The 23,600-nt window shown below is 62.6% G+C and carries 25 protein-coding genes; 8 read left to right on the top strand and 17 right to left on the bottom strand.

All coding sequences use genetic code 11. The features are described 5' to 3' along the window. Positions 1–84: 84 nt before the first annotated feature. From EJ078_RS03985 to EJ078_RS03975, 3 genes are all read right to left on the bottom strand, one after another. Positions 85–1,194 carry a mandelate racemase/muconate lactonizing enzyme family protein gene (locus EJ078_RS03985; protein ID WP_127403264.1) on the bottom strand — a complete coding sequence of 370 codons (1,110 nt, stop codon included), beginning with the start codon at positions 1,192–1,194 and terminating at the stop codon, positions 85–87. Next, positions 1,194–3,632, bottom strand: coding sequence for an FAD-dependent oxidoreductase (locus EJ078_RS03980; protein ID WP_127215348.1), 2,439 nt, complete (start codon positions 3,630–3,632; stop codon positions 1,194–1,196). Before EJ078_RS03980 ends, EJ078_RS03985 begins: the two co-directional genes overlap by 1 nt. A 175-nt stretch (positions 3,633–3,807) precedes the next feature. Next, on the bottom strand, positions 3,808–4,710 hold the full coding sequence (locus tag EJ078_RS03975; protein WP_348627288.1) for a L,D-transpeptidase: 903 nt from the start codon (positions 4,708–4,710) through the stop codon (positions 3,808–3,810). A 385-nt stretch (positions 4,711–5,095) separates the two neighbouring features. On the opposite strand from EJ078_RS03975, the gene EJ078_RS03970 reads away from it, so the two are divergent. Together EJ078_RS03970 and EJ078_RS03965 are read left to right on the top strand one after the other, a co-directional pair. Next, positions 5,096–5,290 (top strand): DUF3606 domain-containing protein, encoded by a 195-nt coding sequence (locus tag EJ078_RS03970; RefSeq protein ID WP_066992956.1) that lies wholly within the window; start codon positions 5,096–5,098, stop codon positions 5,288–5,290. 189 nt (positions 5,291–5,479) lie between these two features. After that, positions 5,480–5,737 carry a helix-turn-helix domain-containing protein gene (locus tag EJ078_RS03965; protein WP_095824618.1) on the top strand — a complete coding sequence of 86 codons (258 nt, stop codon included), beginning with the start codon at positions 5,480–5,482 and terminating at the stop codon, positions 5,735–5,737. A 247-nt stretch (positions 5,738–5,984) separates the two neighbouring features. Here the strand turns inward: EJ078_RS03965 and EJ078_RS03960 are convergent, their stop codons facing one another. Continuing rightward, positions 5,985–6,203, bottom strand: coding sequence for a hypothetical protein (locus tag EJ078_RS03960; RefSeq protein ID WP_095824617.1), 219 nt, complete (start codon positions 6,201–6,203; stop codon positions 5,985–5,987). A gap of 239 nt (positions 6,204–6,442) precedes the next feature. On the opposite strand from EJ078_RS03960, the gene ligD reads away from it, so the two are divergent. Continuing rightward, positions 6,443–8,212 (top strand): DNA ligase D, encoded by a 1,770-nt coding sequence (ligD, locus tag EJ078_RS03955; RefSeq protein WP_127215349.1) that lies wholly within the window; start codon positions 6,443–6,445, stop codon positions 8,210–8,212. A gap of 288 nt (positions 8,213–8,500) precedes the next feature. Here the strand turns inward: ligD and EJ078_RS30640 are convergent, their stop codons facing one another. Together EJ078_RS30640 and EJ078_RS03950 are read right to left on the bottom strand one after the other, a co-directional pair. Beyond that, the gene (locus tag EJ078_RS30640; protein WP_259979811.1) at positions 8,501–8,623 is read right to left on the bottom strand and encodes a hypothetical protein; all 123 of its coding nucleotides are present in this window, start codon (positions 8,621–8,623) and stop codon (positions 8,501–8,503) included. A gap of 44 nt (positions 8,624–8,667) precedes the next feature. Continuing rightward, positions 8,668–8,856, bottom strand: a complete 189-nt coding sequence (locus EJ078_RS03950; RefSeq protein WP_127215350.1) for a DUF3606 domain-containing protein — start codon at positions 8,854–8,856, stop codon at positions 8,668–8,670. 212 nt (positions 8,857–9,068) lie between these two features. On the opposite strand from EJ078_RS03950, the gene EJ078_RS03945 reads away from it, so the two are divergent. After that, positions 9,069–9,578, top strand: coding sequence for a DUF892 family protein (locus EJ078_RS03945; RefSeq protein WP_095801496.1), 510 nt, complete (start codon positions 9,069–9,071; stop codon positions 9,576–9,578). Positions 9,579–9,629: 51 nt separating this feature from the next. On the opposite strand, the gene EJ078_RS03940 is transcribed toward EJ078_RS03945, so the two are convergent. The 4 genes from EJ078_RS03940 to EJ078_RS03925 form a co-directional block, all read right to left on the bottom strand. Further along, positions 9,630–9,917 (bottom strand): DUF982 domain-containing protein, encoded by a 288-nt coding sequence (locus tag EJ078_RS03940; protein WP_067321896.1) that lies wholly within the window; start codon positions 9,915–9,917, stop codon positions 9,630–9,632. 22 nt (positions 9,918–9,939) lie between these two features. After that, positions 9,940–10,239 carry a DUF982 domain-containing protein gene (locus EJ078_RS03935; RefSeq protein ID WP_067321894.1) on the bottom strand — a complete coding sequence of 100 codons (300 nt, stop codon included), beginning with the start codon at positions 10,237–10,239 and terminating at the stop codon, positions 9,940–9,942. Positions 10,240–10,581: 342 nt separating this feature from the next. Further along, positions 10,582–10,887, bottom strand: coding sequence for a hypothetical protein (locus tag EJ078_RS03930; protein WP_066992982.1), 306 nt, complete (start codon positions 10,885–10,887; stop codon positions 10,582–10,584). A gap of 362 nt (positions 10,888–11,249) precedes the next feature. Continuing rightward, entirely contained in the window at positions 11,250–11,480 is a 231-nt protein-coding gene (locus tag EJ078_RS03925; RefSeq protein ID WP_067321889.1) for a hypothetical protein, read from the bottom strand. Positions 11,481–11,806: 326 nt separating this feature from the next. Between EJ078_RS03925 and EJ078_RS03920 the strand changes: the two genes are divergently transcribed. Beyond that, on the top strand, positions 11,807–12,139 hold the full coding sequence (locus tag EJ078_RS03920) for a hypothetical protein (protein ID WP_127215351.1): 333 nt from the start codon (positions 11,807–11,809) through the stop codon (positions 12,137–12,139). A 54-nt stretch (positions 12,140–12,193) separates the two neighbouring features. Here EJ078_RS03920 and EJ078_RS03915 read toward each other — a convergent pair whose 3' ends face one another. Together EJ078_RS03915 and EJ078_RS03910 are read right to left on the bottom strand one after the other, a co-directional pair. Continuing rightward, a complete protein-coding gene (locus EJ078_RS03915; protein ID WP_066992988.1) occupies positions 12,194–12,379 on the bottom strand; it encodes a hypothetical protein in 186 nt (61 codons plus the stop codon). 268 nt (positions 12,380–12,647) lie between these two features. Then, positions 12,648–14,183, bottom strand: coding sequence for an FAD-dependent oxidoreductase (locus tag EJ078_RS03910; protein ID WP_127403266.1), 1,536 nt, complete (start codon positions 14,181–14,183; stop codon positions 12,648–12,650). Positions 14,184–14,658: 475 nt separating this feature from the next. On the opposite strand from EJ078_RS03910, the gene EJ078_RS03905 reads away from it, so the two are divergent. Continuing rightward, positions 14,659–16,608: a GGDEF domain-containing phosphodiesterase gene (locus EJ078_RS03905; protein WP_245457179.1), complete on the top strand. Its 1,950-nt coding sequence runs from the start codon at positions 14,659–14,661 to the stop codon at positions 16,606–16,608. A gap of 71 nt (positions 16,609–16,679) precedes the next feature. Here EJ078_RS03905 and EJ078_RS03900 read toward each other — a convergent pair whose 3' ends face one another. From EJ078_RS03900 to EJ078_RS03885, 4 genes are all read right to left on the bottom strand, one after another. Next, complete coding sequence (locus EJ078_RS03900; protein WP_127216762.1) at positions 16,680–17,495, bottom strand: oxidoreductase; 816 nt, start codon at positions 17,493–17,495, stop codon at positions 16,680–16,682. 54 nt (positions 17,496–17,549) lie between these two features. Next, positions 17,550–18,848, bottom strand: coding sequence for a beta-ketoacyl-ACP synthase II (gene fabF, locus EJ078_RS03895; RefSeq protein WP_127403267.1), 1,299 nt, complete (start codon positions 18,846–18,848; stop codon positions 17,550–17,552). A gap of 39 nt (positions 18,849–18,887) precedes the next feature. Further along, positions 18,888–19,466, bottom strand: coding sequence for a TetR/AcrR family transcriptional regulator (locus EJ078_RS03890; RefSeq protein ID WP_127216761.1), 579 nt, complete (start codon positions 19,464–19,466; stop codon positions 18,888–18,890). 364 nt (positions 19,467–19,830) lie between these two features. Beyond that, on the bottom strand, positions 19,831–20,562 hold the full coding sequence (locus tag EJ078_RS03885) for a GntR family transcriptional regulator (RefSeq protein WP_067322033.1): 732 nt from the start codon (positions 20,560–20,562) through the stop codon (positions 19,831–19,833). Positions 20,563–20,749: 187 nt separating this feature from the next. Here EJ078_RS03885 and EJ078_RS03880 point away from each other — a divergent pair, with 187 nt between their 5' ends. Both EJ078_RS03880 and EJ078_RS03875 read left to right on the top strand, forming a co-directional pair. After that, a complete protein-coding gene (locus tag EJ078_RS03880) occupies positions 20,750–21,763 on the top strand; it encodes an SIS domain-containing protein (RefSeq protein ID WP_127215232.1) in 1,014 nt (337 codons plus the stop codon). Between the two features lie 45 nt (positions 21,764–21,808). Continuing rightward, positions 21,809–22,624, top strand: coding sequence for a PfkB family carbohydrate kinase (locus EJ078_RS03875; RefSeq protein WP_127215231.1), 816 nt, complete (start codon positions 21,809–21,811; stop codon positions 22,622–22,624). 3 nt (positions 22,625–22,627) lie between these two features. Here EJ078_RS03875 and EJ078_RS03870 read toward each other — a convergent pair whose 3' ends face one another. Then, positions 22,628–23,599 carry an amino acid ABC transporter permease gene (locus EJ078_RS03870; RefSeq protein ID WP_095801486.1) on the bottom strand — a complete coding sequence of 324 codons (972 nt, stop codon included), beginning with the start codon at positions 23,597–23,599 and terminating at the stop codon, positions 22,628–22,630. Between the last annotated feature and the right edge of the window lies 1 nt (position 23,600).

Genomic DNA, 23,600 nt, shown 5'->3' with positions numbered 1-23,600 from the left:
CGTGCCACTCAACGCGGGATGAGGCGGAACGATCCGCGAGACCCAAGAAGTGATCGGCTGGGCCGGCCAAAGCCTGGCCGGTGGTCAGGCTCCGTAAGTCGCCAGCGGCTTGCCGAATGTCCCGGGTTGCGGTTTGACGCCCAGGCCCGGCCGCTGCGGCACGGCTATGAAGCCCTTTTCGATCACGACCGGGTTCTTCCGGTCGAAATGCCCGTCGATATATTCCTGGGCGATCCAGGCTCCCTCCATCCGGCGCGGCTCGACCGTGGCAGCAAGATGGACACAGGCCGCCGCGATGATGTCGCCGCCCCAGGCGTCGTCGCAGCTGTGCGGCAGCGAGCGAATGGCGCAAAGGTCGCGCACGGTTGTCATCTTCGTGAGGCCGCCGAGGCGCGTCACCTTGAAGCCGAAGCCGTCGGCGATGCCCATGGAGATCGCTCGCAGCACCGCGTTCTGGTCCTCGGTGCTCTCGTCGAGATAGACCGGATGCGTCACGCGGCCCTTCAGCGTAGCGACTTCATCCATGGTGTTGCAGGGCTGTTCGAAGACGAAGGGGATGGCGTGGCAAAGCCGGTCGAGATGGATTGCCGACGCGATTGTCAGGCCCCGGTTGCCGTCGACCGCGATGCGCGCCTTGCAGCCGACAGCTTCCCAGACCTTGTGCACGACGGCCACGTCTTCTTCGAGGTTGCGCCCGCCGATCTTCACTTGGAGGCGCGGATAGCCGGCCTTCACCTTGTCGGCGGCGATCCTCGCCGTTTCGTCCGGCGGACCTACGATCAGCGAATAATAGGCCGGCACGCGATCGGTCAGCGCGCCGCCCAGCAGCGTCGAGACCGGCACGCCGAGCTTTTGGCCGAGCAGGTCGAGAAAGGCCATGTCGAACGCGGCCTTGGCATAGCCATGTCCGTTCAGGCGCTCGTCCATCTGTTTCGCAAGCAGTCTGATCGAAGCGATCTCCGCACCGATCAGTCCCGGGGCGATTTCGGCGATCGCCGCGCGAGCGCCCAGCGCATGGTGCGGCTGATAGACCGGTCCGATCGGGCAGGTCTCGCCCCAACCGGTCAAACCGTCTTCGGTCACGATCTCGACAAGCGTCGAGTCCAGCGACTCCACGTCGTCGCTGGCCATGCGGTAGACGCCGCCTTTGACGGGCAGCTGCGCCGAATAGACGTTGATCCGATCGACGCGCATCACATACGCGCCCTGGCCGAGGTCGGATCGTAAGGCGAGTCCGCGATCACCTCGGCGATCTTCCATTCTCCCAAAATGGCGACCTCGAGCTTGGTGCCGGGCTTGCTCAGACGCTCCGGCAGAAGGGCCAGCGCCACGTCATGGCCGAGCGCATAGCCGTAGCCGCCCGACGTAATGCGCCCGACAAGTTCGCCGTCGCTATAAAGGCCCTCGGAGGCAAGCGTGCTCGCGCCGTCGGTTTCGATCTTGAGCGTCACCGACCGGCGCTGGTCGTTCCTCGCCTTGTATTTCAGCACCGCCTCGCGGCCGACGAAATCGCCCTTGTCGAGGCGGATGAAGCGCTCGAGCCCGCTCTCCAGCGCGTTGAGCTCAGGGTTCATGTCGCGATACATGGCGCGATAAGATTTTTCGAGCCTGAGCGACTCCAGCGCATGCAGCCCGACAAGCCGCATGCCGTGCTTCTCGCCCTCTTTGAGGATGGCATCCAGCAGCTGCCGCTGATAGGACAGCGGGTGATAGAGTTCCCAGCCGAGCTCGCCCTCATAGTTGACGCGCAGCAGCCGCACGTCGCTGGCCAGGGCGACGCTGCCGGTCGCCACGCTGAACCACGGGAACTTTTCGTTCGAAAGATCGATCTCGGTTAGCGGCTGCAGCACTTCGCGTGCCTTGGGCCCGACGACGGTGAAGCAGCCGCGATCGTTGGTGACGTTCTTCAGTGATATGCTGCCGTCGGCGGGCAGCAGCCTTGAGAGATCGTCGAAATTCCAGCGCTCGGCGCGCGGCGTCGAGATGAGGTAGAACAGGTCTTCTCCGAGCCGCGCCACCATGTACTCCGCCTGCACGCCGCCGCCCGCAGTGAGGTGATGCGCCAGCGTCACCTTTCCGACCGCCGGCAGGCAATTGGCGATGATCCTGTCCAGCCAGGCGGCGGCGCTCGGTCCGGATACCTCGAACTTGGTCATTGGCGTCATCTCGACCAGGCCGACGGCAGTGCGCACCGCCTGTACTTCCTGGGCGACGAGGTTCCCCTTCGGCGTCCATCGCCAGCTATACTGGTCCTTGGCTTCGACGCCGTCGCGTGCGAACCAGTTGGGCATCTCCCAGCCATTGAGAACGCCCCAGACGGCGCCGAGCTCGGTCAGCCTGTCATAGGAAGGCGCGGTCTTCTGCGGCCGGGCGGCGGGCATGTCCTGTCCCGGATATTTCTGCTCCGCATGTGTGCCCCAGGCCTCGCGGACCTTTTCGCGCGTCCAGGCCTTGTTGGCGTAGTCGCCGAAGCGGCGCGGATCGAGATCCGAGGTGTCGAGGCTGTTGCCGCCTTCGACGATCCGTTCCGACAGGTAATAGCCGATCGTGCCGCCCCACAGGATGCCGCCCGGCACGCCTTCGGCCAGCCACACATTCGGCAGGCCCCAGGCCGGCCCCATCAAGGGAAGCTCGTCCGCGGTCATCTGGAACGGTCCGCGCACATTGGCCTTGATGCCGACGCGCCCCAGCGCCGGCACCAGCTGCAGAGCCTGCTCCCAGTTCCACGACACCGCCTCGAAATCTTCTTCGACGAGGTCGGCGCCGAACCAGGAAGGGACGCCGTCCTCGGCGAACAGTTTCAGGTTCGCCGTGCGCTCGTAAGGCCCGAACATCAGCCCGTCGCCTTCTTCGCGCAGATAGCCCTCGAACCCTTCGTCGCGCAGGATCGGCATTTCGGGGCGGCCCTGCCTTTTCCGCTCGACGATTTCCGGCACCACTTCGGTGATCCAGTACTGATGCAGGATCGGGATCGCCGGGATATCGAGGCCGAGCAGCGCGCCGGTCTGGCGCGCATAATTGCCGGTCGCGGAGATCACGTGCTCGCAGGTGATGTCGCCCTTGTTAGTCTGGACGAGCCATTCGCCGCCGGGCGTGCGCCTGAAGCCGGTGACCTCGGTGTTCAAGTACACCTTGGCACCCAGATCCCGCGCGCCTTTGGCCATGGCGATGGTCACATCGGCCGGCGCGATATGGCCGTCATCGGGATGATAAAGCGCGCCCAGCATGTGGTCGTTGTCGAGCAGCGGCGCCAGCTGCCTCGCTTCGCCCGGCGTCAGCAACTCAGCGCGCATGCCCTGGACGTCGGCCACGCTCATATAACTCTTGAATTCGTCTAGCCGGTCGCGGCTGTTGGCGATGCGCAGCTGGCCGCATTTGTGCCAGCCGACCGGCTGGCCGGTTTCGGCCTCCAGCCCTTCATAGATCTCGGTGGTCTTCTTGATCATGCGGCCGACATTGATGTTGCGGGTATAGGACGGGATCAGGCCCGCCGCATGCCAGGTGGAGCCGGCCGTAAGCTGGGTCCGCTCGAGCAGCGCAACGTCGGTCCAGCCGCGCTTGGCCAGGCCGTAAAGGATGCCGGCGCCGACGCATCCTCCGCCGACGATCACCACTCTCGCATGTGCTTGCATCGAACCACCAATTCCAGATCGTTTTCAAAAGCGCGCCGCCGAAGCGATCCCGCCTTGGCGGCTCGCTCCTCCCGGCGTTTTTACTGCGCCTGCCCGTCCTGCGCCGTCTCGTCCTTGAACTCGACTTTCGTGCCCGGCTTGACCATAGCGGCGAGGTCTTCGGCATCCCAGTTGGTCAGCCGGATGCAGCCATGCGAGTAGGTCGTGCCGATTTTGCCGGGATCCGGCGTGCCGTGGATGCCATAGCTTTCGATCGAGAGGTCGATCCAGACCGATCCCACCGGATTGTTCGGTCCCTTGGCGATGGTGAAGGGCCGCTTGCTCTTGACCCCTTGAAGGCGAATTTCGGATTGTAGTGATAGGTCGGATTGCGCACCACGCGTTTGACCTCCGCGGCGCCGCTCGGCGCCGGCTTTTCCTCGCTGCCGATCGAGGCCGGATAGACCGCAACCGGCTTGCCTGATGGATCGAGCGCGCGGACCTGGCGGGATGCCTTGTCGACCTCGATGGTCTCGATCTCCGCCGGGGCGTCGCCCCGTCCGAGATCGGGCACTACGAGGCTCACATCTGCCTTCCGGAACCCGACGCGCGGGTTGAGCGTCTTCAGCAATTGTTCGCTGATGTGGAAACGCTCGGCCAGCCTCTCCCGCGCGTTGCGATAGCCGAGGCGCTTCAGACGAGCCATCCGCTCCAGGCGGGTGGGAATGCGCCTGGTAAAGGGGCCGCGCACGTCCTTGACCGTGACCTCATATGCCACCAGAACCGGCTCGGCGGAGCTCGCCGTCAGCTTGTCCCAGGTCTCGCGTGTGAGCTTGCCGTCGGAAGCCAGTCCGTTTGCCGCCTGGAACGCCGCCACGGCTTTGGCAAAATTGTCGGAGAGGCGACCGTCGATCAGGCCCGGCGAGAAGCGGGCGCGATCGAGAAGGATCTGCGCCTTGAGAAGCATCGGACTGACGTCCTTCGGCTCGCCCTCGCTGAATTGCGCCTGATTGACCGCGTCGAGGTCAAGCCTCGCCGCCTGAGCTCCGCTGCATGCGAGCGCGAGCGCCACGGCAGCGACAACGAAGAGCCGGACCATCGACTTCACTCCCGGGTTACGACAGAAACCTGTCTTTATGACGCGGGCGTGCCGATCTGGTTCCTGTCGCAGCGCCGGCGTGAAAATCATTAGAACGTGCACCTTTGGGCGTACGATCTTGAATTTTATGCCGAAACCAGTTCCCAAGAGCGAAAAATGCTGGCATGATCATATAAGGGCCTATGCATTTTCTGATTAGATGGGCCCTTGCCTGGTGACCGGCGGCTCCCCAACGCCCCCGCCCATGCCGCCGGTTACTTCATTTGAGGCCTCCCCCAGGCAATGCCGTGGCCGACCCCATCCCGGCCGTAGCGCTTCACGCACATATTAGCGGTTTGGAACATTCCTGCCTTCCCGGTGTTCGTTTTGCCAGGAGGAGCAACCAATGGCAGACGTCAAAACGAAGCGCGATTTCCGGGACCGCGACCGTGTGTCGGCGGACGACGATTACGAGGTTCGCTACTTTGCCAAGCAGCATCGCATCACGCCTGAACAGGTTCGGGAGCTGATCAGCGAGCACGGCAACGACCGTAAGATTTTGCAACGTGAGGCAAGGAAGCTGGGTGACAAAGCTTTCTGATTTGGGACCGCCGATCTTTGCCCGGTTGCGGGTCAGAGCAGCCGCCAACGAAGAGGACCAGTTCCGGATATGTCCCGCCTGCGGGCAGGCAGTGGACTGGGGCGACCTCCGGCAGGTGATCTGGCATGAGCAGCCGGGACACACGAAGCTGGAAATTGACAGCTGAAAAGCCCTAGGGGAGACCCCTTGATGGATTTGACGCCAGAGGAGTCGCGAGCCGCACGAGAACTCCTGCATTGGTCGCAGGTGCGCCTCGGCGCCAAGGCCAGCCTAGGCGAAGGGACCATTCGCGACTTCGAGAACGGGATCAGAATTCTGCGGGTCGAAAAACGAACCCGCATCCGTCGCGCTTTTGAGGCGGCGGGCGTCGTGTTCACGGCGAAGGGGCCCTCGCTTTCGGCCCTCAGGCCCGAAATGAATGGCTATCGCCATAAACAGCGTCGCTAAGCTAGTCCCGCTGCCGAGCGCTGCTGGCAGCGAGCTAACTGTCCACGCAAGCCGGAGGTCGCGTCCTCCGTGAGGCCTGTGAGCACTCGTGGACGTTTGCCGGAGAGCTTCGACTTCAAGCTGGTTCAACCTCGACCAGGCAAATGAACGACGCGTATGGCTGACTTGTTTGCAGGGCAGGACCGCGGCCGCGCGTTGCCGCATTCCCGAAGGGGAAGTCAGAGACTCCTCGATCTTCGAGGCGGCATCAACTTTCCGGAAAGCCGTATCGCAGCTTTTGGCCGGTGCCCGGCTGCTTGACAGCGTCAAGTCCCAGTCGGGTGTGTTCGTGCTTGGCAAAAGCTTTCGCGTCCGCTTCGGAACCGAAACCCTTGATGGTGACAACGCCATCCTCGATAACGCGCACGTAATACCTGTCTTCCAGCGTGTCGATCTCGACCGAATCCATTACGATTGACTTGTTCATTGACGGCCCACCTGAAGAAGATTCACCCCGCAGCCAAACGTCGCCGGCTAAGGATTGTTCCGCACTCAACTAATAAAACATCTACTCAGATAATCGGAGCACTATGCGGGTCGGAGGGCAACGCGTTGCCTTTGCGAGGCCACGCTTGGCCAAGTCGGACAAACATACGATTTTACTAAAATGGAAGGAACTGATGGGACTGCTCCGGCTTGAGTCGCGGTTCCTGGAGTCGCGCGTGCATGACCAGCGGCAAAGACCGGCTTTCCTTCATCGAGTTCCAATCGCCCACCTTGGTCGAGAAAGCTCCCGAAGGCGGCGAATGGCTGCACGAGATCAAGTACGACGGTTACCGAACCCAGCTCATCGTGGAAGGCGCAACAGCGCGAGCCTTCACGCGCCGCGGCTATGACTGGTCGCATCGCTACAGGAGGATTGTCCAGGCGGCGGCGGGCTTGCCGGTGAAATCTGCGATCATTGATGGCGAGGCTGTCGTTCTCGGCGACACCGGCTTGCCTGACTACCAGGCGCTGGAGCGCGAGTTGGGCAACGCAAACTCTTCGAGATTGATCTTCTATGCCTTCGACCTGCTGCACCTCGACGGTCGCGATCTGCGACAGCAGCCGCTGGTCGAGCGCAAGGCAGCGCTCGAAACGCTGCTGAAGGACAGCGCGCCGACGCTGACCTATGCCGAGCATCTGGAGGTGAGCGGCAGGGAGATGTTCGATCATGCCTGCCGGATGGGCCTGGAGGGGATCGTGTCGAAGCGCGCGGACGCGCCCTACCGTTCCGGCGTGCAGACGAGCTGGGTCAAGGTCAAATGCATCAAGAGCGACACCTTTCCGATCGTCGCGTTCGTCGAGAAGCTTGGTGCTGAGCCGCGCCGGATCGCATCGCTCTATATCGGCAGGCGCGAGGGCGACCGGCTGCTTTATGCAGGCAAGGCTCAGAGCGGTTATACGCTTGAAGTGGCGCGACGCGTTCGCGAGCGGCTCGATCCGCTGATCATCGGCAAATCGCCTTTGTCGGAGCCCATTGTGAAGCCAAAGGCGACCTGGGTGAGACCCGAAGTCCTGGCCGAGGTGCAGTTCAGCGGCGTTACCGATCGCGGGATCTTGCGCGAAGCCGTGTTCAAGGGGCTCCGCGAGGACCTGGTGACGGTCCCGCCAAAGCCGCCGGCGCCGTCGAAACGAAGAGCGGACCGAGATCACGGCGTGCCGCGTGAGAATATCTTGCAGCTGCTGCCCGATGCGGTCTCGCCTTCCAAGGATGAGCTCGTTCGCTATTGGAGTCTGGTCGCCGATCAGGCGCTGGTGCACCTCGGCCGTCGCCCACTGAAGCTCGTCCGTCATGCCTTCGGGGCAACTTTCTACCACAAGGGACCGCTGCCCGAGATCCCGGCAGCGGTGCACCAGCTGCGCGTCGAGAAGCGAGAAGGTGGGGAGGGCACTCGGGTCTGGGTCGACGACCTCGACGGCTTGCTCGGGCTGGTCGAAATGGATGCGGTCGAGCTCCACCCGTGGAATGCCACGGTGGATGATATAGAGCATGCCGACCGGATCGTGCTGGATCTCGACCCGGGTGAGGGCGTGGAATGGGCGCAAGTGACTGAGACCGCGCTGGCGCTGCGCGACATCATGGCAGCGTCAGGTCTGGAAAGCTGGCCGAAGGTCACGGGCGGCAAGGGCATTCACTTGATGGCGCCGCTGGCGGCGAAGATGACCCACGACGGCGCGCGGCAGCTCGCCAGGTCGATTGCCCAGGTCCTCGCCGACGCAGAACCCGACCGCTACTTGCTGTCGGCAGCGCCGGTGGCCCGCAAGGGCCGCATCTTCATCGATTATCTGCGCAACGGACGCGGCAACACGGCCGCCGGCGCTTTTTCGCCGCGGGCCCGCGCCGGCTTCCCCATCGCGCATCCCGTTACTTGGGTGCAGGTAGAGCGGAGTATCCGGCCGGATGCGTTTACCATGGACCATCCGTTCAGGGCGGCTCAGCGAAATGCGGCGTAGCGGGCGAGGCCCGTGAAGATCATCTCGAATCTGCGTTCTTAGGCATAGGCGATTGAATTTTCGGGCGGAACCAGTTTCCAAGAACGCAAATTGCTGGCATGATCATATAAGGGCCTATGCATATTTTGATTCGATGGCCCCTGTTCCTGGTAACCGACGGCTCCCCATCGCCCCCCGCCCATGCCGTCGGTTGCCTCATTTCGAAATCCCAAATTAAGGACGCAGCCCCGACCGGTCGAGCAGGGCTGTGGTACGCCGCAAGGTCTTTGGCCTTGTGGCCGACGGCAATCACGAGCCGAACCAAAATAGCGCCAGAAGGGCCACAAAGATTGCGGCCGCGGCGACGGTGCCCCACATGAAGACCCTGCTGGTGCCACGCTGCTCCTCCTCGCGGGATAGGTTGTTAGCCATGTCAAGTCTCCTTCGCAGTATCTCCGCACAAGTGCGAACGCCCGTCAGCGGCTCGCCACCGCCCTTGCTTCGCGCTCCAGCGTCGCACGATCGTTTCCGTGCTTTTTGATGAGGTCGCGAGCCTCGGGGATTGTCAGCTGGAATTTCCTCGCGAAGTGGGCGACCTCATATTGCTCATCGCCTGACACGCGGCCGCGGTCGCGGAAATCGCGCTTGGTCGTGTCGTCTGCCATGGTTGTTCCTCCTGGATAGGAACAAAACCGCCTCCCTTTGGGAATGTTCCAGCCTCTGGGAGTTTGGTATGCGGACGTGGCTTCCGTCCTGTCAGCGACGCTTTTCGAGGAGCCGCGGGCCTGCTGCTCGTCATGCCCACTCCCGTCACTCTCGCCACGGAACAATCCGCAGTCCTTGTGGTTCGGGCGCACCCAAACAGGAGGAACAAACTATGTCTGAATCACGCGAATGGCTGATCCAGTGGCTGAGGGATGCTCACGCAATGGAAGAGCAAGCCGAGACGATGCTGTCCGGCCAGCTGGGCCGGCTCGAGAGCTATCCGGAACTCAGCGAACGCATCCGCGCTCACCTCGCCGAGACCAAGGAGCAGGCGAGACGATTGAAGTCTTGCCTGGATGGCCTGGAAGAAGGTTCGTCAACACTGAAGGACGCAGGCGGAAAACTGACCGCAATGGCGCAGTCGATCAGCGGCGTGTTCGCCGGCGACGAGGTGATGAAAGGCTCTCTGGCCAGCTACACCTTCGAGCATATGGAGATCGCTTCCTATACGATCCTCATGGCTGCCGCTGAAGCCGTGGGTGAAGCCGAGATTGCTCGGGTCTGTGAGCAGAACCTGCGCGAAGAAGAAGCGATGGCGGAGTGGCTGAAGGCCAATCTTCCGCAGGTCACCGAGACATTCCTCGCCCGGGCCGATGCCGACAGCGACAGCGCCAAGCGCTAGTTCGCGTCCTACAGGTGAAACGAGGCGGCGTTGGCCGCCGCCTCGGTCCCATCAAGCGTGCTTCGGCTGGGCTGCCTTTCCAGTTGGGAGCGGAACTGCTCCCTCCTCGATGAGGATGTCCTTCCGGCGGGCAAAGGCAACGAAGACGCCTCTCGCCGTTTCTGCGTCGATTTCGCCGGCCAAGGCGGCCTTGCAGGCACGCATCGCCGCCTTCTGCTCAGGGCTGTTGCCACACCAGTCGGCGACGAACTGATAGGCATCTACGACAGTGTTCAGCTGACGCGGAAATCCCAGTCCGACCCAGACGCGGATCGGCTTTTCGAACGGTTTTGCAAGCATCGTGACTGCCTCCTTTTTGCGGCTACGCAGTCACGCCGCTGCCTGGGCCCTTGCCGGTCATCCAAGGCAAAGTGACACTCACGTCCTCGTGGATTTTGACCGACTTTGCGAAGCCGCAGAACGCGTCTCTGGCCGCCGTTAGCGGATAGTCGCTGTCGAATGCTCGCTGACAGGCACGCAGGGCGGTCTCGTAGATGGTGCCGCGTCTGTTCTTGGGCCATTCGTAGAGAAATTCCAGGGCGTCATCGAGGCACGCGATTTCCTGGATGAGGCTGTTCCCGCTCTTCACGAAAACAGGGCTGTCAAACATCCGATCGTTCATAAGATCCTCCAAGTCGAACGAACAATTTGAGTTCTGAGACGGGCCGGAACCTTCAACGATCCTGGCCTGGCTGCGATATGGGTTTGCGGTTTTTGGCCGTCAAGATGAGGGCGCGTGCGGGAGCGTTCGGCTCGATGGGAACCTTCCGCGGGTCTTGCTGTTCGGTACGCAGCGGCGGGGCGAACCTTTGCTCCGAAATGAGGGCCGCCATCCGTGAGCGAGTCATGTGGCCGCTCTTGCGAAAACCCGCCCGCGCTCCTCCCCGGGCGGGTTTTTGCCGGCGCAATTCTAGAAAGCGTGACTCGGGTTTCCGTCCGGAACTGCCGGCAGGCACAGTCTTCCTTACGCCGGCCGCTGAACCACCGGTGGCTTTCGCGCGGGAGGCTTGCTGGTGGTCACCAGCCTGACCTTGTCGATGTCCACTGTAACCGGTACGCCGAGCTTCACGGTCACCCGGTCCCCATTGACGCGCGTTACATCTCCGACGAGCTCGATCGGCTGGCCTCTCTTCACGGTCGACGTGCGGTCGATGATCGAATGCGGCTGCTCATAGGAGGGAATCGACACGCTGACGCGGTCCTCCGTCACCCGCCGGCGAACCGTTGCGGTGATGGCGACCTCGTCTCCGACCTTGATGCCTCTTGCCATAGACGCAAGACTGGTGCGGTCGGCGGATTCGTCAAGCGATCGCTAATGTATCTTTGCGCACTTTCCAGCGCGTGCCTTGGCACGCGTGCAAGAAAACCGGATCTGGCTCGTCAACAGGCTACTTCCTGAACGACAGTGCCTTCGCCTCGCGAACGAGCGAACCCCAATTCAAGCCTAGGAAAGAAACAAGTTCCAACGCCTGCGCTTCGGTAATGCCGATCTCCCGGACAAGCCGTTGAACAACAGCTTCCTGTGACTGACTGTCAGATGTGAGCGCCATGGGAAGTCCCCTATGGCGGCGCAACGTTCAAGTCAGAAATTAGTTCCCGCCAATTCCGGGCTTGGCTGCCACCGGCGGTTCGTTATTGGCTGGAAGCGAGCTTCTGGATACGCCCTTTGTCCAGACGGAACACCCCCTCGGTGCCGCCCTGGCGCTCGAAGTCGGTCTGGAGTTCGTCCCACGTACCCAGATATTTGCCGCATTCGGCACAATGGATTTGGGTAATGGGTTGAGCATCGATGGGGATCTGCAACCGGATCACACCGCAATACGGGCATTCCAATTTGTGATCCAGATACCTACCGGCGATCATCGCCCACCATCTCGCAATCGGCAGGTCTGCGCAAGCCGCCGATTCTTGTGCATGCCGCCAGGAGGCACAAGCGATTCTGGGGCAACGAGACGCAGCAACCAACGACTAAAAGCGCTTCGCCACGCCCTCCGACATCGCGCGCCCGCCTGTCTGTATCTTATGCAGAACGCGTTCATGACCGGCGAGACCATCCAAAACGATGGCTGGTGTGAGCGGGCGAGGCAGACGGCTGCCGTGCCGGGCCTTCGCGATGCAATGGCATTTTCGGCGCAACGCTAATATACATGACGCCCGAATGAGCAGCGCCTCCGCACACGAGGAATGCCATGCGAAGGGTCATCTTCACAGCCATGTGCATTGCCGCCGCAACAGGCGCCAATGCGCATGATTGGTACGAAGACAAGATTGACCCGGTAACGAGATTCAAGTGCTGCGGCAGTCAAGATTGCCGCGCCATCCCTCAGTCTTCGGTGCGGTCCAGAGCCGACGGCGGCTATACCTATTTGCCCGACGGTTTCAACATCCCGCGAGACCGGGTTCAGGAATCACCGGATGGCCAATATCATATCTGCGAAAACAACTACGTGATAACCAATCAGCCCTATTTGCGCTGCTTCTTCGCGCCGCGGCTCAAGGTTTCTCGGCTGGTCGCACGCTGAGGGGATGGCCGTTTTTCGGAAAGGTCCATCGACCGGCTCAAGCGGCGGCGTGAACTAGACGCCCGAGTGCCTCGCCCTGATGATTCTGGCTTCCCGCAACAGCGCAGGACGATCGCGTCCAACCGCTTTTATCAGCCTCCTGGCTTGCGCGTCCGAAATGCCTGTTTTCTGTTTCAGCAAAATGACGAGCTGCTTGTCGTCGATCCGGTTATGGGAACTGCTTTCGCCGGGTTCGGTCATTGTTGGATCCTCCTCCGACCGAACGGAAAGAAGCCCTGAAAGGTTTCATCGCGTTGTTGCTTTTCGTAGGCGATTGGTACCGCCGATCGCATGGCGGCAAATCAGCCTTCGCCAGGCCGTCTGAAACGGCAAAACGGCCTTTGGTCCTCAACTGCATCACATTTGCAGCGGTCGGCCGTTCCGGTCGGATGTCGGATTTGAGCGCATTGCAGACCGACGCCGGCCGCCTCCGTGCGTGCGCTGCTCTAAGCGGCCTCTGCATGCTTCATCAGGTAGCGCTCTGGCGTTCCATCTCCAATTCGGCCTTCAGGCTTTCGATGTCGCGAAAAATCGAGGCGACCGCCAGTGTGCGTCCCTTGCGCTTGAAACGCAGGAGGCAATCTTTGGCGGCGATGTCGCCTTCCACCGCGATCTCGTCCCATCGCTCCGCATGTCCAACGTAGTTGATCGGGACGTCATAATGCTGGCTCCAGAAGAACGGCACGGCAGTGTATTTCTCGCGCTGTCCGAGCATGTTCAGAGCTGCCGTCTGTCCCTGCCTTTCTGCGACCACCCAGTGCTCGACCCTGATGTTTTCGCCGGAGTGGGCATCGGGCCATCGCGCAATGTCGCCTGCCGCGAAAATGCCCGGCGCGCTCGTCTCCAGAAAGGCGTCCACCATGATGCCGCGGTCGAGCCTGAGCCCAGCCTTTTCGGCAAGCCCGAGCCGCGGCCGCACGCCGATGCCAGCGACGATGAGATCCGCGGTCAGCGTAAGGCCGCTGCTCAGTTGCACGTTCGTGCCGTCGATGGCGGTCGCGGTGTCCTTGAGATGAAAGACGACGCCATTTTGCTCGTGGAGGCTGCGGATGAAGTCGCCCATCTGCGGCCCGAGGACCCGCTCCATCGGCCGTTCGTCGGGCGCGACGACATGAATTTCGATGTTCCGCGCACGCAGGGACGCGGCAACCTCGAGGCCGATGAAACTGGCGCCCAGCACGATGGCGCTGCGGGCCGTCTCGGCTTCCTCGATAATCGTGCTGCAGTCGGAGAGCGAGCGCAGCGTATGGACCTGTGGCTGATCGGCGCCCGGGATCGTGAGGCGGACCGGTTCGGCTCCCGTAGCAAGCAGCAAACGGTCGTAGGCAGTTCGGTTCCCGTCTGCGTGCACGACCTCGCCGGACCGGACATCGATGTCGGCGACGCTGGTCTTGAGGCGCAGATCAATGCCGTTCTTGGCATAGAAGCTTTCCCCGCGCAGCGGAACCCAATCCGACGGCGCCTTGCCGGCGAGGTAGTCCTTGGAAAGGTTGGGGCGATCGACGGGCGGCGCCTCGTCGTCGCTGAGCATGACGATGCTGCCCTGATGGCCTTCGCGCCGTAGTCTTTCGGCGGCTGCGAAACCGGCCGCGCCGCCTCCGACGATCACGATTCTGCCGGCAAACTGGCCAGCGCCTCCGCTGCCGGGCGTTTGAGCCGCTCGCTTGCGCTTCTCGCCCACGAATATGCGATCGCCGCGCTGTTCCACCGACCAGCAGGCGAGTGGACTGAACGCAGGCGCACGCACGGCTTCGCCGGTGCGCAAATCGAAGCAGGCGTGGTGCCACGGACATCGAACGGTATCCTCCACGACAAGACCGTCGACCAGCGGCCCGCCATAATGCGTGCACGCCGCTCCGATTGCGAAGACCTCTGTCCCGCGGCGCACCAACAGCACCTGTTCATCGCCACATTGACCGACCAGCTTTGCGCCATCGGCAAGGTCGGCTAGCGCAATGCCTTGGGCCAGATCCGGTCCGTTCGATTTAGAGTGGTCTTGAGCCATCTTCTTTCTCCCTGCGCTATTCGATTGGAGTCCGACCGAGCCAGACTGACTCCCGACGCTGGTTTGGGCAAATCAACGATCGCCTGGCCTGCTTTGCGCCAGTCGATGGGCAAAGTTCGAGGCCTGTCACGACATCGACACCCATCCTTTGGTGACCGTAGCGGCCGACGAATGATTTGATGGAGTTTCGTCAGATCGGTTTCCAAACGTACCCAAAGATTTTCGCAAACTCCCGCCACACCGGGGTGGATCGAAGCGCAGAGGCAGCGTGGGGAACAGTCCGTTCGGCTGGAGTTGTGGACAGCCTCGACCCCGATGGGGAGGCGGGCCGGACCGTCGCGCTCGCCTATCCATGACTGCGGCGTAAGTCGCTGAAATCCTTAACGCGATTTTCATTCCGCTCGTTTAGCCCCTAGGCATGAGAAATTCCGACCAGCCCGGCCCAGGTTCAGCCCTTCAGGGGCAAAGCGAAGCCGTGGAAGCGGGAATTCTGCGGGATCAGTTCGCTGACCTGAAGAAGGGCCTTTTCATCTCGATGCCCATCGGCACCGTTCTCTCGGCCCTGATCCTGGCCGTGCAGATGCTCTCGGGCGGTGGCCCGGCGGCGGCGCTGTGGTTTGTGGCGGTCACCATCATCAACGGCGCCCGCATAGGACTGGCCCTCACCCAGCCGGAAATTGCCTTTAATGGGCCCGATGGCCGGTCGAGGCCGGTCGATGCGCGACTTTCCGTTTACGGGCTGTTAGCCCTGGCATCGGGCATCGCCTGGTCTTTTCTGGCCGTGCTGTCGGATGGATACACCACTCCCCAGGCGCCGCTCTATCTGATCGTGCTCGCCGGCCTGTCGGCCGGTTCGGTCACCTATGGTGCGTCATACGCGCCGGCTTCGATCAACTTCTTGACATTGCCGCTTCTGATCGCCGCAGGATGCGTGTTGGCGAAAGGCAATATCGAGAACTACGTCCTCGGCCTCACGGTCCTGCTTTTTCTTGGAGGCATGATCAGAAGCTCGCTGCTCGGGCAGACCCGCTTCAAGGAGACGAGCCGCCTCAAATACGAGGCGAGGGCGTTCGCAGCCCGGATGGAACGAAACTCCAGGTGCGATCCGCTGACGAACTTGCTCAACAGGCACGGGCTCGAGCACGCAATCGGCGAGATGGGTTTTTCCGACGGTCCGTTCGTGACCATGCTGATCGATCTCGACGGCTTCAAATCCGTCAACGACACCTATGGTCACAATATCGGCGACGACCTGCTGGTCCGGGTCGCGCGCAGGATAGAGAACCACGCGCCGCCGGGGGCAACGATCGCGCGCATCGGCGGCGACGAGTTCGTGCTGCTCTTTCCCGCCGCAAGCTCGCAGCACTCGATAGACGAGCTTGCGTCCTTGATCATCGCGGCCATCGCCAATCCGGATCCGGCATTGAAATCGGTGCGTGTCGGCGCCTCGATCGGTATATACGTATCGGAGACACCGCGACTGACGGAGATGCTGCTGCGCGCCGACTTCGCGCTTTACGCGGCCAAGCGCAGCGGCAGGAACGAATACTGCCTCTTCGATGCCGAGCTCGATCAGGGGCTCGAACGCAAGCACTGCATCGAGCGCGACCTGCGCGCAGCCATCGAGAGAGGCACGCTTTGCTCATGGTTCCAGCCCATCGTGCGGCTGGACGCGCAAGCGGTCGCCGGCTTCGAAGCGCTGCTGCGGTGGCAGCATCCGGTTCACGGCGCCATTCCCCCGCCGGAGATCGTGACAGCGGCACGCGAAACCGGTCTGCTTTCCTTGCTGACGGAGAAGGTCTTTCTCAATTGCTGCTCCATGATCGAGGAACTGGCGAGGAAAGGGCGCCAGGATGTGCGCGTTGCGATGAATCTGTCGCCGCGTGAACTCGAGGCAGGCAATGTCGACGATATGATGCTGGACATCCTGAAGACGAGGAATGTCCCCGCGGCCATGCTCGAGATAGAGATTACCGAAGAGGCGCCCGTGGATCGCGCCCGGGTCGACGAAAAGCTGGAACGCCTGGCGGACGCGGGCATATCGATCGTGCTGGACGATTTCGGCACCGGCTTTTCGACCCTGGTTTCGCTGAAGGACAGTCGGATCCGCAAGATCAAGATCGACAAGGACTTCGTTCGCGATCTGGCCAAATCCGTGGAAGATCAGGCGCTGGTCAAGGCCGTCATCGATCTCGGACGAACGCTTGGCATAGAGGTCATGGCGGAGGGGGTCGAGACGGACGCCGATCGCCTGATCCTGCGCTCGCTCGATTGCATGATCGGGCAGGGCTTCCTCTTCTCGGCAGCGCTTCCCATGCACGATGCGCTGGCCTTCGAGCCGAGGCATTTCGACACCTCTGCCGCTGCAAATGCCGCCTGTGATCCCGGGCAACTCCCGTCGCGCCGAACCGGCAGCGCCGCCTAAGGGGTGGGCGGCTGCGGCTGCCCAACTCCTGTGTCAGAGAGCCTCGAAGGACCCTGTCGGCGACTTGGATATCAGGCCGGCAGGCCGTTTTGCTTTCGCAGGCTCTTGTCGAAGGCGGATTCGGGAACGAAACGGCGCAGCAAGCTGATCTGGCGAGCCATTTTTCCGGCAGCATAGCGCCTCCGCGGAACGGAGGCGGTCGCCGCTTGCAAGACCGTCTTGGCCACGATCTCGGGCGCATCGCCTGTCTCGATGGCTTTCCGCAGAACCACATCCATGCCGGCGCGCGCGGTGCCATAGATGTCCAGCAACTGATCGGGCCTTGCGAGATTTTCTTCAAACGACGTGCGGGTGTAGGCGGGCTCGACCAGCACCACGCGAATTCCGAACGAGCGCAGTTCATGGTCCAGCGATTCTGAATAGCCTTCGATCGCATGCTTGGTCGACGCATAGAGAGCGGAATAGGGAGCCGGAATCAGGCCCAGCACGGAACTCAAATTCACGATTCTGCCGCTCCGTTGGCGTCGCATTGTCGGCAGCACCGCGTTGGTCATCCGGATGACACCAAAGACATTGACATCAAACAGCGCCTGAGCCTGCGCAGTCGAGGATTCCTCCGCGCCGCCGAGCAGGCCGATGCCGGCATTGTTGACGAGCAGGTCTATGCGTCCGGTTTCGGCCAGCACCTCTTCGACCAGCTTCGATACGGACGCGTCGTCGGTCACGTCGCCGGTCAGCATGGTAACGCCGTCGGACTGTTCGGAGATCGCGCGACGGCTGGTTCCGAACACGCGAAAGCCCGCGTTCCGGAGGGCTGCGGCTGTTGCGCGCCCGATGCCCGAGGATGCCCCTGTGACGAGGGCGACGCCAGGATTGGTCTTGGTCATGAGATCACTTTCTTGCGGCTGGAATGGGGAAATCGGAAGGCGGAAGCAAATGCGTCAGCCAGGAGCGGCTCGACCGTTCGCGCCGTGCCCGTCCCAGCGCCGGAACAGCGCGCTGGCGTTCACACCTCCGAAGCCAAAACCATTGGAGATCGCGTAGTCCATTTCCATTGGCCGGGCTTGGTTCGCGACGAAGTCAATCCCGTCGCCGGCCGGATCGGGCGCGCCCAGATTGAGGGTTGGCGGCGCCACCTGGTCCCTGAGCGCCAATATCGTGAAGATCGCGCCGAGCCCGCCGGCGGCGCCGAGCAGGTGTCCGGTCGCCGACTTGGTCCCGCTGACGGCGATCGAGAAATCCGCGCCGAACACCCTTTTGATCGCTTCGATTTCTCCCAGATCGCCCACCGGCGTGGAGGTCGCATGCGCATTGAGGTGGCGGATCTCGCGTGGCGAGATGCCGGCCTGGGCAATCGCGATCTCCATGGCGCGTCGCGCGCCATCGCCGTCCTCGGGGCCGGAAGTGACATGATGGGCATCCGCCGTGGTGCCGTAGCCGACGACCTCGGCGAGCGGTTTCGCGCCGCGAGCCAGCGCATGGCTCAATTCCTCGATGACCAGGATGCCGGCGCCTTCGCCCATGACGAACCCGTCCCGCGACAGGTCGAACGGACGAGAGGCCTGATCGGGACGGTGATTGAAGGAGGTCGAAAGCGAGCGTGCCGCTGCGAAGCCGCCCAAGCTGACGGTGTTCATGCATGCCTCGGTGCCGCCGCACAAAGCGACATCGGCCTCATTGGCGCGGATAATGCGAGCCGCATCGCCGATCGCCTGGATGCCGGCGGCGCATGCGGTTACCGGTGCGCCGATGTGGCCTTTGAAGCCGTAGCGGATCGAGACGTGGCCAGCCGCGAGGTTCACCAGGAAAGATGGCACCGTGAACGGCGAAAGGCGCCGAACGCCGCGCTGGTCGACGGTCCGGACAGCCTCGGTGATGGCGGGAAAACCTCCGACACCTGAAGCGATGATCGTCGCTGTGCGAACCCGATCCTTTTCCAAGGCCGGTTTCCATCTCGCCTGGGCAAGCGCCTCTTCTGCTGCGGCCAGCGCGAACAGGATGAAGCGGTCGACCTTACGCTGATCCTTCGGAGTCAGGAAAGCGTTCGGATCGAGGCCGGCTTCGGGATCTTCTTCCAGGGAGGGAACCACGCCGCCGATCTTCGCCGGCAAATCTTCCACCACCTCGTCCGCAAGCCTGCGGATACCAGAGCGGCCGGCCAGGAGACGCGACCAGGACGTCTCGACATCCGCCGCAAGCGGCGTGACCGCGCCCATGCCCGTTACAACGATCCGTCGCATCTATTCTCCTATCAATCCCGGTCGTCAGTCCCGCGCCGTTCAAGCCGTGACTGCGTCGCGAACCTGTTCGGTGGCCGCATCCAGAAAGGCCTGAGCGAGGTCGGGGTCGTTGACGACGCGCGACAACGTTAGCGCGCCGACCATCGTCGAAAGAATGGCCATGGCCTTGCTGTTGGGCTCTTCGCCATCGGTCGCGGCGATCAACCGGCCGATGATTTCGAGATACTGCTTGATGCCGGCTTCGAACGACCCTTTCACGTCGGCCCCCTGTCTCGCGGCATCCGAGCCGAGCGCCGCGACCGGGCAGCCGTCCATCCTTTGCTCGCGATGGCCCATGCTGAGGTAAAATGCCATCACCGCCCCAAGCGGATCGCTGGGAGTGGCTGCGGTCGCCGTCGCCCATCGGGCAGCCGTACTCTCCACCGCCCGTCTGGAAGCCTGTGCGACCAAGTCCTCCTTCGACGCGAACTGCTTGTAGAAGGCGCCTTGGGTCAGCCCGGCACCCTTCATCAGATCCTTGAGGCCGATGCCGTCGAACCCATGTTCCCGAAAAAGGCGGCTGGCCACGTCGATCACGGTCTGCCGATTCTTCTCAGCCTGAATGCGGCTCACGCGCATGATCGGCCTCCATATTTAGATTGCGTACGAAATCTATATGCCATTTAGAGACTGAGCGCAATCTATTTAGGATCCGGGATAGGCGGCTCGTCGGGGGCTCAGGTTTGCTGCAGGCCAAATGCGCCCCGCCGACCGGGATTCCGTGAGCTTCTCGTTGCCGGGCCACCGCGAACAGCTCTACGCGTTGTCGAGATCCGGTGGGGAGGTGATCCACCGGGGCCGACAAGCATCTGCGCGCCAACACGCTGCCGGGCTAACCGCCACGCAGCGTGCAACTGCCGGCACCAGAGGATCTGTTCGAAGGCTGTGCGGCAGCGTCCCGGCGAACACCGCCGTCGCCGGCCCGAATCGCCGGCGTTGGGCGTCACCGCCTTGCGAAGCTGAAGGCGAAATGGCTGCCGCGATGATAGACAGCGGCATAGACGACCGGTGTCCCGGTCGCATCGAAACAGGTTTCCGTAATGAGCAGCGCCGGCCCAAAATCGCGCAGGTCGTTGCGTTGCACGATTTCGTCCGGCAGCGTCACGGCTGAAACCGAGGCGGCCGACATACGCGGCTGATGGCGGTTTTTCTCCAACAGCGCGAGCAGCGAACCACTCCATTCGATGTCGAAAAGGCGGCCGGGCAAAAGGCCGCGCGGCACGTAATCCAGCGAGTAGATCAGGGGCACGTCGTTGTGCAGCCGCAGCCGTTCAAGCCTTATGACGCGCTCTCCGTCGGCCAGCCGCAATTGCTGCTGGATCACCGGATCGGGCGTTTCCTCGGCGATCGACAGAACCTTGTTGATGGTGTCGTAGCCATAATGGCGCGACATGTCGGTCACGCTTTCGAACATGGTGATCGGCCGGTCGACCTGCACGGCAGAGTTCGCCGTGACAAAGCGGCCGAGGCCGTGGGTGACGGAAATGGCGCCGTCCTGTTCGAGAAGTTTCAGCGCTTCGCGCAGGGCAGGGCGCGAGATGCGGAAGCGCTGCGTCAACTGCGACTCGGTCGGCAGCCGGTCGCCGGGCTTGAGCCCCTCGCTTCTGATCAGGTCGGCAAGGCGGTCGCGGAGCTGGACCGCCAGTGTGCGCGCATCGCGAAGCGGCTCGTCCAAGTCCTTTATCCCCATTGTGCCAACTCTCCTTTTGTTGTCGGACAATCGCGGCTAGGTCAAGCGGGGCATGTCGTGGCGCCTGACTTTGCTGCATACGCAAATGGACCGAAGCCGGTCCGCAAAATTTCTCTTGAAATGCGCTCATTGAGATGTCAGTTGTCTTACAACAGAAGCGATCGAGGGAACGATGCTCAATTTCGACGAAGCCCGGTTTGTACGCATTCAATCGGGGGCGGTGGCTTTGCGGGAGCGCATCGAAACCGCCGTTGCGCAATGTCTCGCCGCCGGGGCTCAAAACATCTTCTTCCTCGGCACCGGGGGCGCGGCGATTCTGATGCATCCGGCCGCACAATTGCTGCAGCGCCGGTCCGGCTTTCCCGCCTTCGTCGATATCACTGCCGAGCTGCAGCTTGCCCAATCCGTGCACCTGACCGAGAAATCGATCGTCGTGCTGCCTTCGCTCTCGGGCACCACCAAGGAAAGCGTGGCGCTGCTGGCTAGGATCAAGGAGATCGGAGCGACGGTGATCGCGCTGGTTGGGCATGAGGAGACGCCGCTCGGCAGGGGCGGGGACCACGTCTTCGTCAACTTCGCTGAGGACGACACCTCCTGCGAGTCCTTCTACCTCCAGTCGCTGTTCATCGCGCTTTCGGTGCTGAAGCATCGCGGCGAGCTGGCCGAATCCGAACGGATTTTCGCCGAGCTGGCGCAGTTGCCGCGATTGCTGCTGGAGGTGAAGCGGAGCTATGAAAAGCAAGCCGCCGACTTCGCCCAAAAACTGGCCGCCTCCGACTATCACATCATAACCGGCGCCGGGAACGTCTGGCCGCAGGCTTGGTATTACGGCATGTGCATCCTGGAAGAGATGCAATGGATCCGGACCCGTCCGGTGCATGCCTCCGATTTTTTCCACGGCACGCTGGAGCTGGTGGAAAAAGACGTGAGCGTTGTTCTCTTCAAGGGCGACGACAGCGCCCGGCCGCTGGCCGAGCGGGTCGAGAATTTCGCAGCTAACTACACGGACAAGACGACGGTGCTCGACACGGCCGCCTTCGAACTGCCCGGCATTTCTGCGGACGTGCGCGCGCTGGTTTCGCCGGTCGTGCTGGCCACCGCCCTCGAACGCGTCAGTGCTCATCTCGAGGTAATCCGCAACCACCCGCTGACGACGCGCCGCTACTACAAACGCGTAGCCTATTGAGCGCGTGCCTTTAGCGGCAGCGCTTCATGGCGTAGCAGAGGGGATATGACGGCTCAATTTCGATTTGCCGCCGTCGGCGACAATTGCACTGACCGCCTCGGCTTGCCGATTGGGCGCTCGCTGGTCGGCGGCAACGCGCTCAACGTCGCCGTCCAGCTCGCCCGGCTTGGCAATAGGAGCTTCTATTTCGGCGCCGTCGGCCGCGACGCCGAAGGCGAGCGCACCCGCGCCGAGCTCGAAGCCAATCGGGTCGTGGTCGACCACCTGCGAGTCGGCGACCGCAACACCGCCTGGACCGACATCAAAGTGTTGCCGTCAGGTGAGCGGCTGATCGCCGCCGAGGATTTCGGCGCCTGCGCCGGATACGCGCCGCACGAGGCCGAACTTGCCATCATGGAGGCGATGGATCACGTCCATATCGGCTGGCTGGATGACGGCGGCGCCTTGCGCAGGCGCCTGTCGCGGGCAGGCGTCAGCGTCTCACAGGACATTTCGGTCAACGCCGATCCGGCCAATCTCGGCGTCGAGGGCCTGAGCATAGCCTTCTGCTCGACCGGCGAACCCTATGGTGCCGCGGCGGCGATGGCGGTGGACCTTCTGTCGCGCGGCGCAGGCTGCGCCGTCGTCATGCGCGGTGCCGAGGGATCGATGGCGGTGACGGCCCGCGAGCGCGCCGAGACCGGCATCCGTCCGGTCGAGGTCGTCGACACGACCGGCGCCGGCGACAGTTTCATTGCCGGCTTTCTCCACGCCTGGCTGGCCAAAAAGCCGCTGTTGCAATGTCTCGAAAGCGGCCGCGATCGCGCCGCGCTGACCTGCTGCCATCTCGGCGGCTTCCCCCAGGAGGGAATGCCGCACTGAAGTTCAGCGCTTCAGCGAGCGCCCGAACCGTTCCTCGATGCGGGACTGCAGGAATTCGAGCCCGATCGACAGCAGCCAGTAGATCATCGAGGCGGTGATCAGCATCTCGATGTGCCGGAACTCGGTCTGGCCCTGCGTGCGCGCCAGATACATGATCTCCCATACGCCGACCACCGAAATCAGCGAGGAATCCTTCAGCATCGCGATGAACTGGTTGCCGGTCGGGGGAACGATGACGCGCATCGCTTGCGGCAGGATCACCAGGAACATCGTCTGGTTGGGGCTGAGGCCAAGCGCGGTGGCGCCCTCGGTCTGGCCGCGCGGAATGCTTTCGATGCCGGCGCGGAAAATTTCGGTCATGTAGGCGCCGTAGCAAAGCGACAGCGCCATGATGCCGGCGGGCACGGCCCCGATCACGTAGCCGACCTGCGGCAGGCCGAGATAGATGATGTAGATCTGCATCAGCAACGGCAGCCCGCGGAACAGCGAGGTGTAGAACGTTGCCAGGCCATAGATGACGCCGTTCTTGGAGAGCTTGGCTATGGCGCCGATGAAGGCGATGACCGTGGCGATGGCGATCGAAATGGCGGAGATGTAGAGCGTCGTCACCACGCCCTGCGAGACGAGGAAGCCGATCTTCCTGCCAATGAAAGAGAACGACAGGTCGAAGGAATAGAAGAACAGCATCAGCAACACGAACAGCTCGATCCACACCGCCACGATCTGCTGTTTGCGCCCGAGTTGCTGCAGGGCTTTCCAGTTGGCCGCCGCGATCAGCGCGATCAGCACCGCCGAAACGCCCCGCGCTGCCGCGGGATTGGCGGCAAGCCATTCGAGGGAGCTCGGAACCAGCTTGCCGATCCAGTCGGCTTTGATGCCAAGCCCGTAGAGGCCTGCAGCGAACGCGGCGAGCGCCAGGCACATGCCGATGCGACGCGCGGCGTCCGGATAATTGAGCAGCAGTCTGCCGATCACC

This window comes from Mesorhizobium sp. M1A.F.Ca.IN.022.06.1.1 (genome assembly GCF_003952605.1).
Lineage (GTDB): Bacteria > Pseudomonadota > Alphaproteobacteria > Rhizobiales > Rhizobiaceae > Mesorhizobium.
The sequence above is the reverse complement of the archived record's forward strand: the minus strand, read 5'-3'. Positions and strand labels throughout refer to the sequence as shown.

Coding starts and splice junctions, on each gene's coding strand:
- EJ078_RS03945 (WP_095801496.1), top strand. CDS start 9,069: ATGTCTGAATCACGCGAATGGCTGATCCAGTGGCTGAGGGATGCTCAC.
- EJ078_RS03940 (WP_067321896.1), bottom strand. CDS start 9,917: ATGCTTGCAAAACCGTTCGAAAAGCCGATCCGCGTCTGGGTCGGACTG.
- EJ078_RS03950 (WP_127215350.1), bottom strand. CDS start 8,856: ATGGCAGACGACACGACCAAGCGCGATTTCCGCGACCGCGGCCGCGTG.
- EJ078_RS03960 (WP_095824617.1), bottom strand. CDS start 6,203: ATGAACAAGTCAATCGTAATGGATTCGGTCGAGATCGACACGCTGGAA.
- EJ078_RS03925 (WP_067321889.1), bottom strand. CDS start 11,480: ATGATCGCCGGTAGGTATCTGGATCACAAATTGGAATGCCCGTATTGC.
- EJ078_RS03930 (WP_066992982.1), bottom strand. CDS start 10,887: ATGGCAAGAGGCATCAAGGTCGGAGACGAGGTCGCCATCACCGCAACG.
- EJ078_RS03975 (WP_348627288.1), bottom strand. CDS start 4,710: ATGGTCCGGCTCTTCGTTGTCGCTGCCGTGGCGCTCGCGCTCGCATGC.
- EJ078_RS03935 (WP_067321894.1), bottom strand. CDS start 10,239: ATGAACGATCGGATGTTTGACAGCCCTGTTTTCGTGAAGAGCGGGAAC.
- EJ078_RS03980 (WP_127215348.1), bottom strand. CDS start 3,632: ATGCAAGCACATGCGAGAGTGGTGATCGTCGGCGGAGGATGCGTCGGC.
- EJ078_RS30640 (WP_259979811.1), bottom strand. CDS start 8,623: ATGGCTAACAACCTATCCCGCGAGGAGGAGCAGCGTGGCACCAGCAGG.
- EJ078_RS03900 (WP_127216762.1), bottom strand. CDS start 17,495: ATGACCAAGACCAATCCTGGCGTCGCCCTCGTCACAGGGGCATCCTCG.
- EJ078_RS03915 (WP_066992988.1), bottom strand. CDS start 12,379: ATGACCGAACCCGGCGAAAGCAGTTCCCATAACCGGATCGACGACAAG.
- EJ078_RS03890 (WP_127216761.1), bottom strand. CDS start 19,466: ATGCGCGTGAGCCGCATTCAGGCTGAGAAGAATCGGCAGACCGTGATC.
- EJ078_RS03875 (WP_127215231.1), top strand. CDS start 21,809: ATGACGGCTCAATTTCGATTTGCCGCCGTCGGCGACAATTGCACTGAC.
- EJ078_RS03880 (WP_127215232.1), top strand. CDS start 20,750: ATGCTCAATTTCGACGAAGCCCGGTTTGTACGCATTCAATCGGGGGCG.
- EJ078_RS03920 (WP_127215351.1), top strand. CDS start 11,807: ATGCGAAGGGTCATCTTCACAGCCATGTGCATTGCCGCCGCAACAGGC.
- EJ078_RS03910 (WP_127403266.1), bottom strand. CDS start 14,183: ATGGCTCAAGACCACTCTAAATCGAACGGACCGGATCTGGCCCAAGGC.
- ligD (WP_127215349.1), top strand. CDS start 6,443: ATGACCAGCGGCAAAGACCGGCTTTCCTTCATCGAGTTCCAATCGCCC.
- EJ078_RS03985 (WP_127403264.1), bottom strand. CDS start 1,194: ATGCGCGTCGATCGGATCAACGTCTATTCGGCGCAGCTGCCCGTCAAA.
- EJ078_RS03965 (WP_095824618.1), top strand. CDS start 5,480: ATGGATTTGACGCCAGAGGAGTCGCGAGCCGCACGAGAACTCCTGCAT.
- EJ078_RS03970 (WP_066992956.1), top strand. CDS start 5,096: ATGGCAGACGTCAAAACGAAGCGCGATTTCCGGGACCGCGACCGTGTG.
- fabF (WP_127403267.1), bottom strand. CDS start 18,848: ATGCGACGGATCGTTGTAACGGGCATGGGCGCGGTCACGCCGCTTGCG.